14 protein-coding genes are annotated in these 21,566 nt (G+C 63.8%); 13 read left to right on the top strand and 1 reads right to left on the bottom strand.

Annotated features, from left to right (window positions below; all coding sequences use genetic code 11):
- The first annotated feature begins 23 nt into the window (after nucleotides 1–23).
- A complete protein-coding gene (gene nagZ / locus FHS03_RS22870; RefSeq protein ID WP_183443234.1) occupies nucleotides 24–1,565 on the top strand; it encodes a beta-N-acetylhexosaminidase in 1,542 nt (513 codons plus the stop codon).
- A 206-nt stretch (nucleotides 1,566–1,771) separates the two neighbouring features.
- On the opposite strand, the gene FHS03_RS22865 is transcribed toward nagZ, so the two are convergent.
- Nucleotides 1,772–2,656, bottom strand: coding sequence for a hypothetical protein (locus FHS03_RS22865; RefSeq protein WP_183443233.1), 885 nt, complete (start codon nucleotides 2,654–2,656; stop codon nucleotides 1,772–1,774).
- Nucleotides 2,657–2,890: 234 nt separating this feature from the next.
- Here FHS03_RS22865 and FHS03_RS22860 point away from each other — a divergent pair, with 234 nt between their 5' ends.
- From FHS03_RS22860 to FHS03_RS22805, 12 genes are all read left to right on the top strand, one after another.
- Nucleotides 2,891–3,439, top strand: a complete 549-nt coding sequence (locus FHS03_RS22860) for a hypothetical protein (RefSeq protein WP_183443232.1) — start codon at nucleotides 2,891–2,893, stop codon at nucleotides 3,437–3,439.
- Between the two features lie 28 nt (nucleotides 3,440–3,467).
- Entirely contained in the window at nucleotides 3,468–3,965 is a 498-nt protein-coding gene (locus FHS03_RS22855) for a hypothetical protein (RefSeq protein ID WP_183443231.1), read from the top strand.
- Between the two features lie 7 nt (nucleotides 3,966–3,972).
- Entirely contained in the window at nucleotides 3,973–6,294 is a 2,322-nt protein-coding gene (locus FHS03_RS22850) for a secretin GspD/PilQ domain-containing protein (protein ID WP_183443230.1), read from the top strand.
- On the top strand, nucleotides 6,291–6,767 hold the full coding sequence (locus tag FHS03_RS22845; RefSeq protein WP_183443229.1) for a type II secretion system protein: 477 nt from the start codon (nucleotides 6,291–6,293) through the stop codon (nucleotides 6,765–6,767). The genes FHS03_RS22850 and FHS03_RS22845 overlap by 4 nt, the downstream gene beginning before the upstream one ends.
- The gene (locus FHS03_RS22840) at nucleotides 6,754–7,137 is read left to right on the top strand and encodes a type II secretion system protein (RefSeq protein ID WP_183443228.1); all 384 of its coding nucleotides are present in this window, start codon (nucleotides 6,754–6,756) and stop codon (nucleotides 7,135–7,137) included. Before FHS03_RS22845 ends, FHS03_RS22840 begins: the two co-directional genes overlap by 14 nt.
- 5 nt (nucleotides 7,138–7,142) lie before the next feature.
- Nucleotides 7,143–7,595, top strand: coding sequence for a type II secretion system protein (locus FHS03_RS22835; protein WP_183443227.1), 453 nt, complete (start codon nucleotides 7,143–7,145; stop codon nucleotides 7,593–7,595).
- An 8-nt stretch (nucleotides 7,596–7,603) separates the two neighbouring features.
- On the top strand, nucleotides 7,604–8,044 hold the full coding sequence (gene gspG / locus FHS03_RS22830) for a type II secretion system major pseudopilin GspG (protein WP_183443226.1): 441 nt from the start codon (nucleotides 7,604–7,606) through the stop codon (nucleotides 8,042–8,044).
- An 8-nt stretch (nucleotides 8,045–8,052) separates the two neighbouring features.
- Nucleotides 8,053–9,228: a type II secretion system F family protein gene (locus FHS03_RS22825; protein WP_183443225.1), complete on the top strand. Its 1,176-nt coding sequence runs from the start codon at nucleotides 8,053–8,055 to the stop codon at nucleotides 9,226–9,228.
- Nucleotides 9,229–9,233: 5 nt separating this feature from the next.
- Nucleotides 9,234–10,886, top strand: coding sequence for a GspE/PulE family protein (locus tag FHS03_RS22820; RefSeq protein ID WP_183443224.1), 1,653 nt, complete (start codon nucleotides 9,234–9,236; stop codon nucleotides 10,884–10,886).
- Entirely contained in the window at nucleotides 10,867–11,625 is a 759-nt protein-coding gene (locus tag FHS03_RS22815) for a hypothetical protein (RefSeq protein WP_183443223.1), read from the top strand. Before FHS03_RS22820 ends, FHS03_RS22815 begins: the two co-directional genes overlap by 20 nt.
- Nucleotides 11,622–12,230 carry a PilN domain-containing protein gene (locus FHS03_RS22810; RefSeq protein WP_183443222.1) on the top strand — a complete coding sequence of 203 codons (609 nt, stop codon included), beginning with the start codon at nucleotides 11,622–11,624 and terminating at the stop codon, nucleotides 12,228–12,230. The genes FHS03_RS22815 and FHS03_RS22810 overlap by 4 nt, the downstream gene beginning before the upstream one ends.
- Nucleotides 12,231–12,467: 237 nt before the next feature.
- Nucleotides 12,468–21,554: an NBR1-Ig-like domain-containing protein gene (locus FHS03_RS22805; protein WP_183443221.1), complete on the top strand. Its 9,087-nt coding sequence runs from the start codon at nucleotides 12,468–12,470 to the stop codon at nucleotides 21,552–21,554.
- The last annotated feature ends 12 nt before the right edge of the window (nucleotides 21,555–21,566 follow it).

Below are 21,566 nucleotides of genomic sequence, written 5' to 3'. Positions count from 1 at the left end.
GGACAAAACGGAGGAAAGAAAGAATGGAGCAGGGATTGCGGGAAAAAGTAGGCCAGCTGTTCATGGTGGGCTTCGATGCGCTGGAAGCCAATGACGGCATCAAGCGGCTGATTCGGGAAAAGAAAGTGGGCGGGGTCATCCTGTTCCGCCGCAATGTGCACACGCCGGAGCAGCTCTCCGCCCTGTGCCGGGAACTGCAGGACATCAATGCTGAAGTGAGCGACGAACCGCTGCTGATCGCCCTCGACCAGGAGGGCGGCATGGTGATGCGCATCGAGCAGGGCGTGACGCCGATCCCGGCCGCCATGGCCTTCCAGGAGGCCGGCTCGGTCCAGTACTGCGAGCAGCTGACCCAGATCAGCGCCGACGAAATGCGCCAGATCGGCATCAATATGTTGCTGGCGCCCGTGCTGGACGTGAACAACAACCGCCTGAATCCCGTGATCGGCGTGCGCTCCTACGGCGAAGAGCCGGCCACCGTCATCGAATACGGCCTGGCCGCCGTGCGCGGCGTGAGATCGGCGGGCATCGCCGCCACCGCCAAGCACTTCCCCGGCCACGGCGACACCGCCATCGACTCGCACTACGCCATGGCCCTGGTGCCGCACGATAAGGAGCGCCTGCGCGCCGTCGAGCTGGCGCCCTTCCGCGCAGCGATCGCCCAAGGCGTCGACGCCATCATGACCGCCCACGTGGTCTTCCCCGCGTTCGAAGCCGACACCTCGGTGCCGGCGACGCTGTCCAAAGCCGTGCTGACCGACCTGCTGCGCGGCGAAATGGGCTATCAAGGCACGGTGATTTCCGACTGCCTGGAAATGGCGGCGATTTCGGAAGGCGTGGGCATTCCGCAAGGCGCCATCTCGACCCTGCTGGCCGGCACCGACATCGTGCTGATCTCGCACCGCGAAGCGCAGCAGCATGCCGCCATCGACGCCGTGCTGGAAGCGGTGGAGCAGGGCCGCATCCCGCTGGCGCGCATCGACGAAGCCGCGCGCCGCGTGCAGGAACTGAAAAAAGTGAAGGCCGTGCAGCAGTGGCGCGAACGTCCCGTCAAGCCGCAAGGCCTGATGCAGCCTGAAGCAATGGCCCTGGCCCGCAAGGTGCAGGCCGAAGCCCTGCGCGTGCAAGGCGACTTCCGTCCGCTCGACCCGGCGCAGCCGGTCGTGCTGCTGACCATCGAAGTGCGCTCGCGCAGCGAGATCGACGAAGTGGCCCTGGCACGCAATAAAGAGCCGCGCAGCTCCATGCTGCCGGCCTTGCAGGAAGCTGGCCTGAACGTGCGCGAATACGCCCTGTCGGCCGAGGCGAAGGAAGAGGAAGTGGCCGAAGCCATCGCCTTTGCCAAAGGCGCGGCGCAGATCGTGGTCCAGACCTACAACGCCATGCTGGTCGACGGTCAGCAAAAACTGCTGGCCGCGCTGCCGCACGACAAGCTGTGGCTCGTTGCCGGCCGCATGCCCTACGACCTGGATCTGGCCCCCGGCGCCGCCGGTCGCCTGGCCGCCTACGGCTGCCGTCCCGCCGCCTTGGTGCCCGTGGTGGCCAAGCTGGCCGGGCGCAGCTGAGCGCAGCGGCTTCCATGCAATGAAAAAAGGTGCTGTGGCGCCTTTTTTCATTGTTGTTTCATGTCAGCGCACAAACAGCGCAATCAGAATCACGATCGGTAGCGGAATGCCGAGCAGCAGAAGCAAAATGGAACGCATTTTCTTTCCTTTCTTGTCGAGGGAATGTTTTAGGTGGAGCGTCTACGCGGGGCGCCTAGGCGGGGCGCCTAGGCGGAGCGCTCCATAACCCGCTCATGGTCGCGGTTACGGCCGCCGAAGGTGGCGCTCAAGCTGGCGACAAAGGCGCCGGCCAGCAGGGCGACGAACATCCACAGCGCCGAATGGGCGGCCGCCTTGCGCGCCTCGTTGGCCTTTTGCAGGGCTTTGGCCTTGGCGCTGGCAGTGGCGCTGGCGGCGCGGGTGTAGATGTCATCGGCATGCCGCTCCGCTTCGGCCTGCGGCAGGGCGGAGCGTCGGGCGATGATCTGGGCCAGATAGCTGCGGTCAGCCGGCGGCAGGCCGCCGCCGGCAATGGCGGAGCCGATGAGGCGTGCAATCTCGGCACGTTCGCTATCGGTGGGCGGCGCGCTGCCAGCCGAACGCATTGCCATATCGGTGTAGTAGTCGAGAATGCCGGAGGATGGACCGTTGCGGTCCTTGGCGTTGCCGGCAGCCATGGCGGCCGCGCCTACCGTGCCGACGGCCGTGGCGCTATCGGCGGCGTCGTGCAGGACGGCGCGCATGCCGCCCGCCATCAGACTGGCCGTCAGCAGTGTGGCGACCGCCCAGGCCAGCAGGCCATGCGCGGTATCGCGGAAATGCACCTCGTCGCCGTGCACGCCGCCCCATTTCACGCGCAGCCTGCCGGCCACATAGCCGCCGATGGCCGATGCCGCCAGCTGCATAAAGATGACCCAGCCGATGGTCGTGGCGGCCAGCGGCGCATCGTTGTATGAGTAGGGCGAAATCGCAGACAGGCCGAGTCCGAGACCGAGCAGCAGCAGAATGAACGAGAGCGCCGCCGCCGCCGCGGCGCCGCCAAAGATGGCGCCCCAGGATACGCCGGATGCGCTGCTGTCAGCGAGGACCGGGGATAACGATGTTGATTGCATGAGCCTCTCCTTATGAATGTTGGACCTGGTAGCAGGTGGAAAGGATCATGCGCCGTGCCAGGGGCCGCGTATGTACGGGAACGTACGCTGCGCCGACGGGGCAGGGCGTTGGCCAGCGTTTTTATTGGCGTGGCGTGCCGGGCACAATTGTTGAAAACATAAGTGCAACCAAGAAATTATTCGTGTATGCTTGCCTAATTGATAATTTCATGCCGCTTTGAGTACCAGTTCGCTATGGCTCCATCATTTCTGGCTCGACTTCAATTCTATGCGCGCGGAGCGCTGCGTTCGAACCCGGTGCTGGTCGGCGCGCTGCTCCTGGCCAGCCTGCTGGTCGTGGCGGCGGCGCTCCTGTTTGCGGCATACCACCACGAGGCGCGGCAGGCCGCGCTGCGCCTGCAGGCCTTGCGCGCCGCGCCGCGGACTGCGGCACGCCCGGTGTCGGCGCTGCAGTCCACGGCGAGCCAGCCGCCATTGCCGGATTTCGACAGCGCGGAGCTGGTGCGCAAGCTGCACGGCATTGCGGCGCAATCCGAATTGCCTGTCGATGAAGTGGCGTATGTGCTGGAAAAGGGCAGCCGCCAGCCCTATCTGCGCTACAAAGTCACCCTGACGGTCAGCGCCGGCTATCCGGCAGTGCGCAATTTCGTGAAAGAGATCAGCAGCGGCTTGCCGAACGCCGCCCTGGATAGCGTCCGCTGCCGCCGGTCCGACGCCCCAGCCAGTCCGCTGGCCTGCGATCTTGCATTCTCCGCCTTTTACCGGAAGGGCATGCGTGGATAAGCGGAGCCGGTTGCGCTGGACGGTGCTTTTGAGTGCCTTATCGGGGACGGTGGCGGCCATGTATTGGCCGGTGGAAGAAAAAGGGAGCGCGGCCATCGCCAGCGCCGAGTCCCGGCCCGGATCCCCGCGCATGGCGCCGCCGGCCGATAGCGGCGCGCCGATGGCAGGCCAGACCGGCGAGGAAGGGCTATGGGAGCCGGCCAAAAACGATCCTTTCGCGCCGCGCGGCTGGCAAGCAGCCGCGCCGGTGCCCGCCGCCGCGGCAATGCCGGTCCAAACCTTGCCGGCGGCCGCGCCGCCGCCCGCCGGGCCACCGGCCTTGCCTTTCCAGTTCGTCGGCCAGTTCATGGATGGCGACCAGCAGCTGGTTTATCTCGGCCACGGCGAGCAGATGCTGATCGCGAAAAACGGCGAGGTGCTGGAGCAGACCTATAAGGTGCTGAACGTGGGACAGACGCAGATCGAGTTCGAACACTTGCCGACAGGGGTCAGGCAGCTGATGCCGCTGCCGGCGCAGGAGCATTAAGCCAGAGATGAGTGCCACCATTCCTCCCATTCTGTCCCGCGCCGCGCTGCTGGCGTCCTTGCTGCTGGCAGGCTGCGCAGCGCAAACCCACCATCGTGAAGGCTTGCAGGCCATGGAGCAGCGCAACTATGCCAGCGCGCTCGATGCCTTGGGCAAGGCCAGCGCGCTGCAGCCGGATAACGTCGAGTACCGCAAGGACTGGCTGCGCGGCCGCGAGCTGGCCACCGACCGGCTGCTGGCGTTGGCCGCCGCGGCGCAGGCGGAAAGCCGCTTCGCCGACGCCGAACAAGGCTACCGCGCCATTCTCGACTTCGACCGCGATAACGCGCGGGCGCAGGCCGGCCTGGAACAGTTGCGCAAGACCCAGCAGGCGGCGCAGGACGCCAAGGAGGCGCGCGAAGCCCTGGATGCGGGCGACCATGCGCGCGCGGCCCTGCTGGCGGGGCGGGCATTGCAAGGCGCGCCCGGCTTGCCGGCGGCGCGCGAGGTGCAGCGCGCCTTGTCCGTCCTGCAGGCCAAAGAGGCGCTGCAGATGCCCAATCTGGGCGTCATGTACCGCAAGCCCATCAACCTGGAGTTTCGCGACGCCAGCCTGAAATTCGTGTTCGATGCGCTGTCGCGCACCACCGGCATCAATTTCATCTTCGACCGCGACGTCAAGCCGGAACAGCGCGTCACGGTGTCGCTGAAACAGACGGCATTGGACGATGCGATCGACGTCCTGCTGTCGACCAGCCAGCTGGAGAAAAAAATCCTGAACAGCACCAGTGTGCTGATCTATCCGAACACGCCGGCCAAGCTGCGCGAATACCAGGATCTGATGGTCCGGGCGTTCTATCTGGCGAATGTGGAGGCCAAGCAGGCCGCCAATATGCTGAAGACGGTCCTCAAGCTGAAGGACGTGTATGTGGACGATAAATACAATCTGCTGATTCTGCGCGAAAGCCCGGAAACCATCGTGCTGGCGGAAAAGCTGATCAGCCTTCAGGATCTGGAAGAACCGGAGGTGATGCTGGAAGTGGAGGTGCTGGAGCTGAACCGCTCGCGCCTGTTGAACCTGGGCGTGCAATGGCCGGGACAGTTGACGGTGGCACCTTTGCAGGTCAACCCCAGCACGGGCACCGGCACTGGAACGCCCGGCGGCACCGGCAGCACGCCGGCCACCATGAAGATCAGCGACCTGAAATCGCTGAATTCCAATGTACTGGGCATTACCGTGCCGACGGCGGTGCTGAACGCCCAGAAAACCGATGGCGACGCCAATCTGCTGGCCAATCCGCGCATCCGCGTGCGCGACCGCGAAAAAGCGAAGATCCTGATCGGCGACAAGGTGCCGGTCGTGACCACCACCAGCAGCGCCAACTTCGTGTCGGAGAACATCCAATACCTGGACGTGGGACTGAAGCTGGAAGTGGAGCCGGATATCCATCTGCGCGATGAAGTGGGATTGAAGCTGGCGCTGGAAGTCAGTTCCCTGGTCTCATCGGTCAAAACCAGCAGCGGCTCGCTGGCCTACCAGATCGGCACCCGCAATTTCAACAGCGCCCTGCGCATGAAGGATGGCGAAACGCAGATTTTGGCGGGCCTGATCAACGACCAGGACCGCTCCTCGGCCAACAAGGTCCCGCTGGTGGGCGAGTTGCCGGTGCTGGGGCGCCTGTTTGGCAGCCAGAGCGACTCGCGCAACAAGACCGAGATTGTGCTTTCGATCACGCCCCATCTGATCCGCAATATCCAGCGCAAGGAACCGGCTGCCGAAGCTTTCTGGTCCGGCACCGAAGCGACGCTGCGCCACCGCCCATTGCAGCTGCGCGGCGTGGAAACGCAGCCGGCGACGGCAGCGTCGGCAGCGGGCGCCGGCATGGCGCCGCTGGCCGCCGCGCCGGACAGCGTGGTCTCGCCGCCGAGCGCGCCGAATGCGCCCGTGCTGCAATGGGAAGGGGCGAACCAGGCCAAGGTCGGCAGCGCGGCGGCCCTGACCTTGAAGATCGACGCGCCCGAGCTGCTGCGCGCGGTTTCCCTGCAGCTGGCGTACAATCCGGCCGAACTGGAGATTCTCGCCGTGGAGGATGGCGAATACTTCGGCAAGGAAGGGAAGGCCACCTTCAGCAAGGCGGTCGATGCGGCCGGCGGGCGCATCTCGGTCAGCGCCAGCACCAGCGGCGGCGGCGTCAAAGGCGGCGGCCGGCTGCTGACGCTGAGCTACCGGCCGCGCGCGGCGGCGACCGACAGCGGCATCAGCGTCATCAGCGCCACGCCGATCGGCAGCCAGCTGGCCATCGGCCGTCCGGGACTGCCGCAGGTGCACCGCCTGGGGATCGCGCCATGAGGTCCGGCCAGCGCGGTTTCAGCCTGATCGAGCTGCTGGCGTCGGCCGCCATTCTAGGGGTGCTGGCTTCGGTGGCCGTGCCGGTAGTGGAGACCACGGTGCGGCGGCAAAAGGAGCGCGAGCTGCGCACCGCCTTGCGCGATCTCCGCGCCGCCATCGACGCTTATAAACAAGCCTCGGCCGGCGGCCATATTCCAGTGCCGAAGGGGCATTCGGGTTATCCGCCGGACCTGGCGTCGCTGATGAACGGCGTGCCGGATGAGATGGACCCCAAGAAGCGCATGCTGTACTTCCTGCGCAGGATACCGCGCGATCCTTTCCATCCTGACCAGGCGCAAAAGCCGCTGGCGATGTGGGGCTTGCGCAGCTCCACCTCGCCGTCCACCGCACCCTTGCCGGGCGACGATGTCTTCGACATCTATTCGCGCTCCGGCCAGACTGGGTTGAACAAGGTGCCTTATGCGGAATGGTAAGCGGCGCGGCGGCTTTACCCTGATCGAGCTGCTGGTGGCGCTGGCCATTGTCGGCCTGATCGTCAGCCTGGCCGCGCCGCGTTATTTCAGCAATCTGGACCGCGCCAAGGAGGATGTGCTGCGCGAGGATCTGTACGTGCTGCGCGATGCCATCGACAAGTACTACACCGACCGCAACCACTATCCCAATGAGTTGGCCGATCTGGTCAAAGCGCGTTATCTGCGCAAGATGCCGGTCGATCCTTTCACGCAAAGCGCCAAGAGCTGGGTGGTGATCGCCCCGGAAGACCCCACCCTGGGGGCGGTGGCCAATGTGCGCAGCGGCGCGCCGAATACCGCGCGCGACGGCAGTTTGCTGAGCGATTGGTAGTCCGCATGCGCCGCCAACAGGGGTTCAGCTATCTGATCGTGATGTTCCTGGTCGCCACGCTGACGCTGGCCTCCGTACGCGCCTTGCAGATCACCCTGGTGAACGAGCAAAGAGAGCGCGAAGCCGAGCTGCTGTTGACCGGCATGGCCTACCGCAACGCGATCCGCAGCTACTACTTCAATCTGAGCGGGACGGCCAAAGAGCTGCCCAAGGATATGGACGTGCTGCTGGCCGACGGCCGCGGGCAGCGCAAGGTACCGCATCTGCGCAAGCGTTTCCGCGACCCGATGACCACGGGGGCATGGGAAGAGATCAAGGATGATGATGGTTTCCTGGTTGGCGTGGTGTCGCGCTCCGGCAAAGCGCCGATCAAGAAGGACGGCTTCCCACCGGAGCTTGCGCATTTCGTCCAGGCGCAGACCTACCGCGACTGGAAATTCATTTTCAAACCGGAATGAATGCAGACATGAAGACCGCAAGGCGCGCGCTCGGCTCCACTGGGAGAAACGGCTTCACTTTGCTGGAGCTGCTGGTGGTGATCGCGATTCTCGGACTGCTGGCCGCCTATGCCGGACCGAAGTTTTTTGCGCAGATCGGCAAGTCGCGCGCGCAGATAGCCCAGGCCCAGATCGACCTGCTGCAAAAGGCGCTGGAGCAGTACCGCATCGATACCGGCCACTATCCGGCCGAGGCGATGGGGCTGGCAGTGCTCAATGTGCAGCCGCAGAATGAGCCGGACTGGCATGGCCCCTATCTGAAGAAACGCATACCGCCCGATCCCTGGGGCTTTGGCTACCGCTATCGGATGCCTGGGACCGAGGGGAGGGAATACGAAGTCGTATCTTTCGGCGGCGACGGTACGGAAGGCGGCGAGGGGGAAAACGCTGATGTGCGCAGTTGGGATTGAGGGAGCCTATGCGATTTGAAATCAAGATGGTGAACGCCGCGCTGCAGGTTGAAACCGTGGTGATGGAAGCGGCCAGCGAAACCGAGGCGCGACAGCTGGTGGGAAGCTCCGGCGCGCGCATTCTGGAACTGCGTGGCTTGAGGAGCGGATTGCAGCGGCAGGCCAAATTCAATCTGGCGGTCTTCAACCAGCAGCTCTGCTCCCTGCTCGAAGCGGGACAGACCTTGGTCGACGCCATCGACATCCTGGGCCGTAACGACCAGCGCGGCCAGCACCGCGCCGTGTACGACAGCCTGCTGCAAAGCCTGCAGCAGGGCAAGCAGCTGTCCGATGCCATGGCGGCCCTGCCATCGGTTTTCCCCCAGCTGTATATGACCATGGTGCGCGCCAGCGAAACCACCGGTACCGTGCGCATGGCGATCACCCGCTTCATGCACTACCAGCGCCAGATCGACGAGATGCGCGCCAAGCTGGCGGCGGCCGCCACCTATCCCGCCATCCTGCTGGGCGTCGGCTCGCTGGTGATCGCCTTTCTCATGCTGTACATCCTGCCCAGCTTCAGCGCCGTCTACGAGGACGCCGCCACCCTGGGACGCGGCGGGCATGGCTTCGTCCAGTGGTGGGGCAGTTTTGTGCGCAATAACACGGTGCTGGCCTGGTCCACCTTGTTCGGCGCGATTGGCCTGCTGGCTTTTCTGGCGCTGCATCGCGGCATGCGCGCCGCCGCCTTCCGCAAGTTGCTGGCCACACCCTGGATCGGTGAACGCATGTGGATTTTGCAGTTGGCGCGGCTGTACCGCACCCTGGGCATGCTGCTGCGCAGCGGCGTCAGCGTGCTGGCCGCCATGCGCATGACGCAAGCCTCACTGCCGGATGCCATGCGCGGCCATCTGGCGCAGGCGATTCAAGCGGTTAGCGAAGGCCGGCCGATGTCGGCCGTGATGCGCGACTGCCGCCTCAGTACCGAGGTCGCGCAGCGCCTGCTGCTGGCCGGCGAATCGTCCGGAAATCTGGACGAGATGATGGAGCGCATCGCCGATTTCTATGACCAGGAAACCGCCGTCTGGGTGGACACGGCCGGGCGCCTGCTGGAGCCGGCGCTCATGCTGGGCATCGGCCTGGTGGTGGGCGCCATTGTCCTGATGCTGTATAGCCCGATCTTCGATCTGGCCAATATCGTATAGAGCTTATGGAACAAATTGCACTGTCTTTTAATGACCTGGCCCGCATCGGCCGCCAGTCCGGCGCCGCATGGCTGCGCGAACTGAGCGCGCACCTGTCGCAGCCACCGAGGCAGGCGCTGATGGCGGCTGCCAGCCTGCTGGCCTACGACGTGCTGGCGGAAGACGCATTAGGTGCGCTGGCGCCCGACTTCGAGGCCGCCGCCTACGCCGATATGTCGGGCCGCCTGGTGCTGCTCGGCGCCGACGGCGAGGGCAGGCGCCTGGCGGTGCTTGGCCTGCCGTTCGAAGAAGGCCTGGGCTTGTGGTTGGCGCGGCTGCAGCCGGCCCAGGTTTTCCTGGCCGATCCGGAAGCGCTGCGCGCCAAGCTCGATAGCCACGAATCGAGCTTCAGCGCCGTGGCCGACGCCGTGGGCGACGATGCGGAAAGCGAAATCGTGCGCGACGCCAGCGGCGACCTCACATTGTCGTCCATCCAGGGCGAAGCCAGTCCTGCCGTCAAACTAATCAACTCCACCGTCTTCGACGCCTTGAGGCTGGAAGCGAGCGACATCCACTTGGAGTCCCAGCCGCAAGGCCTGGTCATCAAGTTCCGTATCGACGGCGTGCTGAATCGCATCGCCAGCGTGAACAACCCGGCGCTGGCGGAACAGGCGATCGCCCGCATCAAGGTGCTGGCCGAACTCGATATCGGCGAAAAACGCATTCCGCAGGACGGGCGCTTCCGCGTTGCATCGAAAGGGCGCGACATCGATATCCGCGTCTCGATCATGCCCAGCATCCACGGCGAGGACGCGGTGCTGCGTGTGCTCGACAAGAAAGCCCTGATCGACAGCGTGCAGCGCCTGACCCTCGATTCACTGGGCTTCGACGCCGTCACCATCCAGCTGCTGCGCCGCCTGGCGGCCGAACCCTACGGCATGATGCTGGTGACAGGACCGACCGGCAGCGGCAAGACCACCACCCTGTACGCGGCGCTGACCGAGATCAATCAGGGTGAAGACAAGTTCATCACCATCGAAGACCCGGTGGAATACCAGCTGCCCGGCGTGCTGCAGATTCCGGTCAATGAAAAAAAGGGCTTGAGTTTCGCCGTCGGCCTGCGCTCCATTCTGCGCCACGATCCGGACAAGATCCTGGTCGGCGAAATCCGCGACCCCGAAACGGCGCAGATCGCGGTGCAGTCCGCGCTGACGGGACATATGGTGTTCACCTCGGTCCACGCCAACAATACCTTCGACGTGATCGGACGCTTCATGCACATGGGTGTGGACCCATACAACTTTGTCTCCTCGCTGACCGGCGTGGTGGCGCAGCGCCTGTTGCGCCAGAACTGCGTACATTGCAACGCGCCGGTGGAGCCGGACGCGCGGCTGCTGGAGGAGTCGGGCATCCGCGATCCGGAAAATTACCGCTTTCATGCGGGACGTGGCTGCGCGCACTGCCGCAATACCGGCTACAAGGGCCGGCGCGCCATCGCCGAAGTGCTGCGCCTGACCGATGAAATCCGCGAAATGATCATTGCGCGCGCCTCGATCCGCGCCCTGAAGGAACAGGCGCGCCGCGAGGGCACGCGCTTTCTGCGTGATGTGGCGCTGGAACTGGTGCGCGACGGGCACACTACTTTGCAGGAGGTGAACCGTGTTACGTTTGTGGCCTGAGCGCGTAAGGATCGGCTGGTTCCCGGGCCGCTGCCTGCTGGCGGGCGGCGAACAGGCAGCCGTGGAGCTGGACAGCGGCATGACGCCATCTTCTTTGCTGGCCGGTATGGACGCGCTGCTGGCCATGCGCAAGCCCGGGCCGCGTCGCCGCGCCATCCTCGATATCGTGCTGTCCGACAGCGCAGCGGAACTGGTACGCCTGCCTTGGCAGCCCACCGTGCAAGGGCCGCAGGCGCTGCGCATGTACGCGATGGCAGCGTTTTCGCGCCAGGGCCAGGCCATCGGCGAGGCGCATGCGGTACAGACGGCGTATCGCTACTACGGCATGGACGGCATCGCCTACGCCGTTCCCAGCGAATGGCTGGAGGCGCTGGCGCAGGGACTGCTGGCGCAAGGCCTGGAGTTGGGTTCCGTACTTCCGCTCTCGGTCGATACGTATTGGCGACGCAAGACCGCCATCGCCGGCCGCACCCTGGTGCTGCTGCAGGAACCGAATCGCCTCACCCTGCACACCTACCAAGGCCGGCAACTGCTGATGCTCGACGCCGAAGCCGTGGCCGGGCCGGCTGAGCAGGCATGCCTGCGCCTGCTGCGCCGCGCCGCCATCGCCGAGGCGGCAGATAGCGAGATTTGCTATTGGCCGGCGGGGACGCTGCCGGATCTGGCAGCACCAATCCAGTCCTGCTTGGACGGTATCGCCATGCGCCGCCTTTCCTGGCACAGCCGGAGCTGGGCATGAAGAAGAGCGAACGATACCTGGTGCCGCCCTCGCCGGTGCGGCCGGTTGCTGTGGCGGCGCTGGTTCTGCTTCTGGTTTCGGGCAGCTGGCTGGCGCGGGCCGCCTATGAACGCTGGCAAGAGGCGCAGGAGCTGCAAGGCAGGGCAGAGCGTATGGCAAGCAGGCAGGAAAAGCCCGTGGTGAATCTGCCCGATCCGGCGCAGGCCGAGATTCAGAAGCATTGGCGCGCCTTGCAGGCGGAGCGTGACTTTGCCTGGTATCCCGTATTCGCCGCCGTGGAAAACGCAGTCGGCGACGATATTGAATTGATGGAGTTCGAGCCGGACAAGGTCAATCTGCAAATCGCGCTCAGGGGCTATGCCCGCGATAGCGAAACGCTGCAGGAATTTATCCGGGAACTGGTGCTGCAGCCGGCGCTGCTGGATGTTCATCTCACACATCAGAAAAACGTGCTGCGCAGTGCTGCGAAAGTCCTGCATTTTGAAGTGAAGGCCGAGATACATAAGCCCAGCAAGGCAGATCATCCAAGTCGTATCAGCGTTGCTGATACGACACGTTTTGCCGCTGATCCATCCCTATTTTTCATAGCAAGTGACTATTGGTGAGATTTATCTGACTAGCTATTGCCATAATTTCATTGGTTTTTTGCAAATATAGTAAAAGCTGCCGCAGGTCAGGGCGTCTTCAGCAGGTGCAGTAAATGCATTGGTAAGAAGGGCGGGCGCTGGGCTCGTCTGGCCACACCGTGCCGTTCGGCACATCGGGACTTCCTTGCTTCAAATTAAGCCACGTTTGTCGGCAGGGGAGAGTTTTGCCTATTAAAAACAGAATAAGCATCCCCCATGATGATTGCGCGCACCTTCCAAGTCCTATTCGCCCTGCTGATCTTCATCTTCGCAGGCCCGGTCCAGGCTGTCAGCCAGACCTGTCTGAGCCAGACTCCCGCCAGCGGTACCTATACCGCCACCCGCTCCGGCGGTTCCTTATGGGGAACGCAGCAGTTCGGGTATACGACAGATTCGAATGTGGGCATGGCACTACTGCATGCCGGCCTGGTGGCGGAAGGCGCCAGCGCCAATGTCACCATTACGCCGCTCGATACCAAGAGCAATTTCCCTGGCAGTACGGCCAACGGCGTGACGTCGGCGAGCTATGCGCCGTCCTGGTGCGCGATGAAGCTTGCGGTCAGCAGCAGCAACGCTACGCCGCCGGTCAGAACCGGTACCAACGGCGCTGAATTCGTTTCGCAGTCGGTGCCCTCGACCATGGTGGCGGGCCAGCGCTACTCGATCACGGTGGCGATGCGCAACTCCGGCACGTCGACCTGGACGGCGGAGCGCAAGCACCTTCTCGGTTCGCAGAATCCGCAGGATAACAAAAACTGGGGTAACGGCCGTGTCGACCTGCCTGGGGCGGTGGCGCCGGGCCAAACGGCCAGCTTTACTTTCGACGTGACCGCGCCAACCACGCCGGGTAGCTACAATATGCAGTGGCGCATGCTGGAGGAGTATTGGGAGTGGTTCGGTGCCTCGACGCCGAACGTGGCCGTGACGGTCACTCCGCGCAGCGACGAATGCACGGCCAAGCTTCCGGCCAACGGTACTTATACCGGTAGCCGCAGCGGCGGCACGGTCTGGGGTACCAAGGAATTCGGCTACACCACCGATTCGAATATCCCTGCCTTGCTGGTGCATTCCGGCCTGCTGGCCGACGGCGAGAGCGGTGTCGTCACCTTCAGCTCCCAGGGCACCAAGAGCAACTTCCCCGGTACCACCGCCAATGGCGTGACTTCATCCAGCTATGCGTCCTCCTGGTGCGCGATGGGCGTCTCTGTAGCGCCGGTCCCGCGGGGCGTGAATCAGGCCGAATTCGTCAGCCAGTCGGTGCCGGCGTCGATGCTGATCGGCCAGACCTATACCGTGTCGGTGACGATGAAGAACACCGGCACTTCCACCTGGACTGCGGCGCGCAAGCATCTTCTCGGTTCGCAGAATCCTCAGGACAATCAGACCTGGCGCTCGCCGGACCGGGTGGCGCTGCCTTCGTCCGTGGCGCCGGGCCAGACGGCCACCTTCTCCTTCGAAGTGAAAGCGCCGAAAACGCCTGGCGCTTACAACTTCCAGTGGCGTATGCTGGAAGAATTCGTGGAGTGGTTTGGTGCCGTCACGCCGAATGTGAGCGTCAATGTGGCGGCCAGTTCCACCGGGAACGGCGCGACTTTCGTCTCGCAAAGCGTGCCGCTGGCGATGCGTGCCGGCCAGCCCTACAACGTGACGGTAACGATGCTCAATACCGGCACGAGCACCTGGAGCGAAGGCCAAGCCTATCGCCTGGGTGGACAGAATCCGCAGGATGCGCGGACCTGGCAGGTGGTATCGCGAGCTTACCTGAGCGGTTCCGTGGCGCCGGGCGAGCGGGGCACGTTCACGATTCCGATCACGGCGCCGCAGAAGCCGGGCACTTACAACTTCCAGTGGCGCATGCTGCGCGAATCCTATGAATGGTTCGGCGATACGACGCCCAATCTGTCGATCGCGGTGGCAAATGGCGCCGGACCGACGGCCACGCTGAAGGCTACGCCCACCAATGTGCGCGTGAGCGGCGCGGCGAGCGCCACAATCACGGTCGAAGGCAATGGCAGCGGCTCCTCGGTCACGCTGCTGGAATTGTTCGTCGATAGTGGCAAGGGCTATGGCGCCGCCGTGCGCTCGGCTGCGGGTTCTTCGTCTTCCCTGAATCTGAATGCGACGGTGAGTTTGCCGGCCGGCGTGCACCATCTCAAATTGCGCAGCACCGACAGTTCGGGCGTGCAGACCGACTCGCTGCCGGTCACGGTGAACGTGACCAACAGCGCCTTGCTGGGCGCGATCAGCGGCATCCGCATCAACGCAGCGAACAGGCCGGAATTGTTTGGCTGGACCTGCCAGGCGGGTGTGGCCGCAGGACTGAACTATCAGGTGCTGTTGGATGACCCGACGCCGCAGGCGGGCGGCCAATTGCTGACCTCCGGCGTGGCCAATGTAAGCAGCGAAGCCGATAACGCAGCGGTCCAGGCGCAGTGCGGCACGCCAGGGGCGGCCCACCATTTCGTGGTTGACCTGTCGAGCTACGTGAGCCAATACGCGGGGCGGCCGCTGTATGTATACGCGCTCAATGCCGGCGGTGACGTGAGCGCATCCCTGCCTTGCCCGGACAATAGCTGCACAATGCCGGGCAGCATGCGCATCGGTATCAGCACGCCCAATGAGGGTGACCGTTATCCGGCGCCAGCCACCGTCTTCATGCGTGCGGTGATCAGCGCCGGCGACGGCAGCTATGACGAAGTAGCCTTCAATTTCAATGGCGAATGGATCGCGGCTGCGCCCGATTCGGCGGCCGGCGCCTATTATGTAAACAAGACCAATGTGCCGGCTGGTACTTACACCATCTATGCCAAGGTCAGGGACGGCAACACCACGCTGTATACGGCTAAACGCCAGATAGCGGTGGGTTCCTCCGGCGTCGCGCTGGCCCTGAATAGCCCAAGCAACGGCGGTAGCGGAAGTACCAACAGCGCCGTGTCCCTGCGCGCCACCGCGTCGGGAGCCACGGCCAGCGTCAAGAGCGTGAAGTTCTACGCCAATGGCGCCCAGGTCGCCACCGGCACGGCCAGCGGCGATATCTGGAGCGCCAGCTGGACGCCATTGCAGGCCAACAGCTATCAGGTGGTGGCGCAGGCTTTCGACGGCAGCGGCATCAAGCTGGCGGAATCGGCGGCGGCCACGGTGACCATCAGCAGCGGCGGCTCCAGTTCGAGCCAGCCCTTGCCAGTGAGCGTGGACGTGCCCCACCTGGGTAATCCCGATGCCGGCAGCCTGCCAGGCAGCCTGCACGTCGGCAATGACGGCAGCGCGCAATATACGATGGCGTTGCCTGTTCCGCCGGGTACGGCGGGCATGGCGCCGGCCTTGTCGCTGACTTATTCCAGCACCGCGGGCAATGGCCTGGTGGGATTGGGCTGGAGCCTGCAAGGCTTGTCGCAGATTCACCGCTGCGCCAAATTCATCGCCCGCGATGGCGTGGCTGGCCGCGTCAATTTCAGCCTGTCCGACCGCCTGTGCCTCGACGGACAGCGACTGCTGCGCGCCGATGGCGGCAACCCGGGTGGCGGTCTGGATGCGCAGGACGGCGCCTACTGGGCCGCCGGCGCCGTGTACCGCACCGAACAGGAAAGCTTTGTGCGCGTGACACGCCTGGGCAATGGCGGTTTCAAAGCCGAGCATAAGGACGGCCGCATCAGCTACTACGGCATCGACGCGGGCAGCGCGATCGCCGCGCAGGGCCGCAGCGACGGCCAGCCCTTGTTGTGGGCCTTGGCGCGGACCGAAGACCGCCTGGGCAACTACATCAGCATGGACTACAACCAGGACGCGGGCAGCGGCGAGTTCACGCCGCGCCAGATCCGCTATGGCGGCAACAGCGCCGCCGGCCTGGCGCCCGATCTGGCCGTGCGTTTCAGCTACGAAGGCCGGGGCGACGTGCAGCTGCTGTACACGGGCGGTTCGCGCGCCGACTTGCGCTCGCGCCTGAGCCATGTGCAGACCTACATCGGCACCGCCGCCGACGGCAGCGGCGGCACCCTGGTGCGCGACCATCAAATCCATTACGTGGAGAGCAGCGGCAGCGGCCGCAGCCTGGTGGATTGGATGCAGGCCAGTGCCACCAACCCGGTGACGGGGGTATTGGAATACCTGCCCAAGACGGTGTTCGAATCGGGCGCCGCCGCCGTCCCGGCATTTGCGCCGGTGCCTGGCATTGCTCCCTTTGCCTTGCCGGCCATCGGCCGGGTCGATGCCGATCAGCTGCAAGGCGATTTTGACGGCAGCGGCCGCACCAGCTTTATCGCGGTCAAAGGCCAGGGCTGCGGCCAGCCGGGCGAACCGAATTGTGTGGCCTTCCCCAATCAAGTGGATGGACGCCTCACCGGCGAGTTGCGCATCCGCCAATCCGATGGTCGCATTTATGACCGCAAGCTGAATATCGCGGCCATGAATATCACCACCAATCTGGTCAATGGCATCTCGGGCATGATGGTGGCCGATCTGAACGGCGATGGCCGCGAGGACTTGGTGGTGCAGAATGCCGCGCGCTCGCAATGGGGCGTATGCCTGAGCCAACCGATGGGGGATGGCAGCATTGACTTCAATTGCATGCCCGGTGGTAGCGATGTCCCGAGCTTGGTTGACCTGCGCAATGACCGGCGCACGCACCTGATCACGAAGTTCGATGCCTCGGGCCGGGCCAACGATTGCTTCCATGAGGGCAGTGGCATTCGCTGCCAGCCCCTGGTCTTGAAAGAACTGCCGCCGCTGCCCGATGGGAATGGCCGTCTGCTGACCCTGGACTTCTTCAAGCCCAAGGGCATCAATCTGAGCCGGGAGGGCGTGTCCGACCTGTACTCCACCTGGGAAACCATGGTCCCGGCGGCCAATCCGTCCAACCCCTATACGCAGCAATGCGATGGCGGCCGTTGCTGGCCGGTGGACCAGATCACCGGCGCGACCGTCTGTTTCAACGGCCAGAGCGAGTTTGCCTGCCAGTCGCTCTTCCAGTCCCGCAGTGTCGGCCACGATAATTCCTGGATCGATTCCGGAATCGGCATTGGCGACGTGAATGGCGATGGTTTGACGGACTTCATCTATGGGCGCGGCGGTGCCGCGTCCGGTACCTACCTCTGCCTGAGCAAGGAAACTGGCGCGGATTGCCGTCTGGACGGTTCGCTGAATGCTTATCTCGATCCGGCCTGGCCCGATGTCACCAACTTGGTGCATGCCAAGATCGGCGACTTCCTTGGCGATGGCACGAGCCGCCTGCTGGTGAGCCTGTACCCAAGCTATCGCTGGCCCAACGATCCAGCGGTGAAAGATCCGAAAGCCATGTTGTGCCGCTACACCGGCAGCGGTTTCACGTGCCAGCGCTTTGCCTACAGCGAGGCGGCGGACCGCAAGAGCCAGGCGGTCTTCCTGAACAACAGCGGCGTTCCCATGTTCCTGGTGAAGACGGGCACCAAGGTGGATGGCAAGGATGTCCTGTCGGCGGTTACGCTGGCGGTGGCGCCAAGCCAGGACCGGCTGGTGCGTGTCACCAATGGCCTGGGCCAGGTCGAAGAGGTGGACTATGCGCGCGGTGACGATGCCGCCGTCTATGCCCGCACGGCGCAGGTGGATGGCCGCGCCATCGTGCCGGTTTATCCGCAGGTGGGCGCGGTGACCGGCGCCATGGTCAAGCAGCTGCGCAGCGCGAATGGGCAGGGTGGCTGGCTGCGCAACAACTACCGCTACGAAGGTGGCATGGCGGATGCTTGGGGCCGTGGCGCGCTTGGCTTTACCAAGGTGCAGGACATCGACGGCCAGAGCCAGATGTCCACCACGTCGGTCATGCTGCAAACTTTCCCGTTCATCGGCCGCGTCGATCGCACCCAGGTTGTCTCCAGTGCCGGTGTGATGGTGAGCGATATTCGCAACAGCTATGCCCAGACGCCGATGAGCTTCACCAGCGGAAGCAATGGCGTCTTCGTTTATCCCGATGCCAGCACCGTGATCCGCAAGGATCTGGATGGCAGCGAGATCAGCACCGTCGGCACCAACAGCTATTACACCGACGGCTGGGGCAACCTGACGCGGCAGACCGTGCTTTCCAGTGCCGGCGGCCGCAGTTACGGTACGACGACCGTCAACACCTATAAAAATGACAGCAATGCCTGGCTGCTTGGCCTGCTGGAAACCAGCAATGTCACGAAGAGCAATCCAGCCGGGGCCAATGTGACGCACGCGCTGCTGCTGGAATATGACGGCAATGGCTTGCTCAAGAAGGAAACCATAGAGCCGAACACGCCGCTGCAAGTGGTGATTACCCTGGACCGCAGCGGCAATGCCTTCGGCCTGGTGAACAAGCGTCTGCAATCCTGGCAGGATCCGCAGGCCGGCGCCGCCACGCGGACCCTGCTCAACGTCGGCTATGATCCGCGCGGCCGTTTTGCCCTCAGCACCAGCAACGCCCTTGGACATAGCGAAACGCGCAGTTTCTTCCCAGGCACGGGCGTGCAAAGCAGTTTGAAGGATGCCAACCAGCTGCAAACCCGCTGGACGGCGGACGGCTTTGGCCGCGTGACCAGCGAGGTGCGCCCGGATGGCAATGAAAGCCGCTATTACTACAAAGCTTGCCAGGGCGGTTGCCCGCGCGGCGCGGCCACCGCATCCATCGTCGAAAGCTACCATGGTGCGGACCGCATCTCGACCCCGGTCGTGTCCTATGCCGACAGCGCCGGCCGTGAAGTGCGGAAGTTGAACTGGGGTTTCGACGGCCGTCAAATTATTCTGGAGCGCCGCTTTGACGAGCGGGGGCGCCTGTACGAATCGGATCAGCCGCGCTACGGCAACGATCCGGCATACCTGGACAGCCGCTGGCTCTACGATGATTTGGACCGCACAAAAGAGCAGACTACTCTGGACGAAAGCGGCCGTGAGCTGAAGTCCAGCGCGCAGTACCAGGGCCGCGTGCGCACCTTCGTCAACGCCAAGAACCAGCGCCGCGTCGAAACGCGCGATGCGCTTGGCCTGCTGGAAAAGGTGGAAGATGCGGGGCGTGGCGTCACCAGCTACACCTACGACGGTTTTGGCAATCTGCTGACGACCACCGACCCGAACCAGAACGTGATCACGGTCGAATACGACCGTCTTGGCCGCAAGACCGATCTGCGCGATCCGGATCTGGGCTGGATTCATTACGACGTGGACCCGGTAGGCCGGGTGTGGAAGCAGACTTCGCCCGTGCAGCGCGCCAAGGGCCAGACCACGCGCTTCGAGTTCGACGCCATCGACCGCACCACGGGCCGTTATGAACCCGATCTGGAAAGCCATTGGACCTATGACAGCGGCAACAAGGCCATTGGCCGGCTGTCCGAAGCCTATACGCTCAGGGCGGGCAATAAGGATTACCGCCGCCTGCATAGCTATGATAGCCTGGGCCGTTCCGCCGGCGTGACCACGGTGCTGGGCGATGCCAACTACGTCGCGAATGTCGAGTACGATGCTTGGAGCCGGGCGATCCGCCACAGCTACCAGCGCGGCAGCGGTCCGCTGAAGAGCTACGATCTGCGCTATAACAACAAGGATTACCTGGCCCGGGTCGAGCGCTCCGGACTGGTTCTGTGGCAGGTGGAGGAGCAGGACGCGGCGCAGCGCCTTTTGAGCGAACGTCTGGGCAATGGCCTGGTGCAGAGCCATGGCTACGATCCGCGCACCGCGCGGCTGCGCGATGGCGTGCTGAAAACCGCCGCACAGCAGGTGCGGGTGCAGGACAGCTATCAATACGATGCGTTGGGTAATGTCAAGCAGCGTACCCAGTATTGGGATACGGACGGCTTCATCGAGGACTTCGATTACGATGATCTGAACCGCCTGAAATCAAGCCAGGTGGCTGGCCGCGCGCAGCAAGTCTTCGGCTATGACAACGCGGGCGGTAACCTGAGCAGCAAAACGGGGCTGGGCAACTACCAGTATCCGCCGCAAGGCAGCGGTTCCACGCGGCCGCATGCCGTGCAAAGCATCAGCGGCGTGCCCGGCACTTTCAGCTACGATATCAACGGCAACCTGCTGAGCGGCGCCGGCAAGCAGTACACCTGGTCCAGCTTCGACAAGCCGAACACCATCAGCAAGGGCGGCATCACCAGCACCTTCGCCTACGGTGCGGAACAGCAGCGCACGCGGCAGGACCGCAGCGATGGCCTGGTGATCACCTATGGCGGCGCGCAGGAGAGCGAAAACCGCAATGGCAGCGTGACCGTCAAGACCTATTGGCCGCATGGCCTGGGTCTGGAACTCGACCGCCCGGACGGCTCCACCGAGCTGCTATGGACGCATGAGGACCGGCTGGGCAGCATTGTCGCCCTGTCGAATGTGGACGGTGTGCTGAAGGAGAAACTGGCCTACGACGCCTGGGGCAAGCGCCGCCAGCTCGATGGCTCGGCCACGCCGGACAACCTGGATGGCCAGCTCGACGAGCGCGGTTTCACCGGCCATGAAATGCTGGACCAGCAGGATCTGGTGCACATGAATGGCCGCGTGTACGATCCCTTCACCGCACGCTTTGCCAGCGCCGACCCGCATCTGCAAGACCCGCAGGATGGGCAGAACTACAACCGCTACAGCTATGTGCTGAACAATCCGACCAATCTGGTGGATCCGAGCGGATATGACGCCATCGTTTTCGTCTACGGTATGCGCATGCCGAGCAATCTGAGCGTCATCGGTGCCATGCAGCAGGGTATGCAGCAGTCGATCGGCATGATGATGGATACGGTGCGCATGGCGCCGCAGACCATGCAGACGGTGTATGTCACCACCAAGCGCGTGGTCAAGACATACGGCCCGGTGGTGGCGCGCCATGTCGGTAAACATGCCTTGCGTGGGGCGGCGGCAAGCTGGGTGCCGGTGGTGGGCGAAGTCGTTGTGATTGGCCTTGGCGTATATGGCGTATATGATGCCTACGGCGAGATCCGCGCGATCCATGCCGCCAACAAGAAAAATCCGCTGGCGTCCGATGGCAGCACGACAGATCAGGCTACCGCGGATGCGCCAAAGCCGGGCAGCAAAGAATCGGATAAGGGCTGTATCTATTGCGTTCCCGGCGATAAGACTAGTTCAGGGGATGACTACATCGGCACTACCGACAATATGGATCAGCGTAAGCGCGATAAGTCAGATGGGCGCGATCGGGAAGGGGCGCAAATTATAGGCGAGTACAATAAGGGTAATCGTGAAGAGCGCCGTAACAAGGAGCAGCAGGCCATCAATGATCATGGCGGCGTGGGGAATCTCGATAACAGAAGGAATGAAGTGAGAGAAACCAAATGGCCTGCCAATGGTATTCAGCCTCCCCCTAAACCTTAAAGATAAATCTTA

Origin of the sequence: Pseudoduganella violacea (genome assembly GCF_014191875.1) — a bacterium.
GTDB classification, from domain to species: Bacteria; Pseudomonadota; Gammaproteobacteria; order Burkholderiales; family Burkholderiaceae_D; genus Rugamonas; species Rugamonas violacea_A.
The sequence above is the reverse complement of the archived record's forward strand: the minus strand, read 5'-3'. Positions and strand labels throughout refer to the sequence as shown.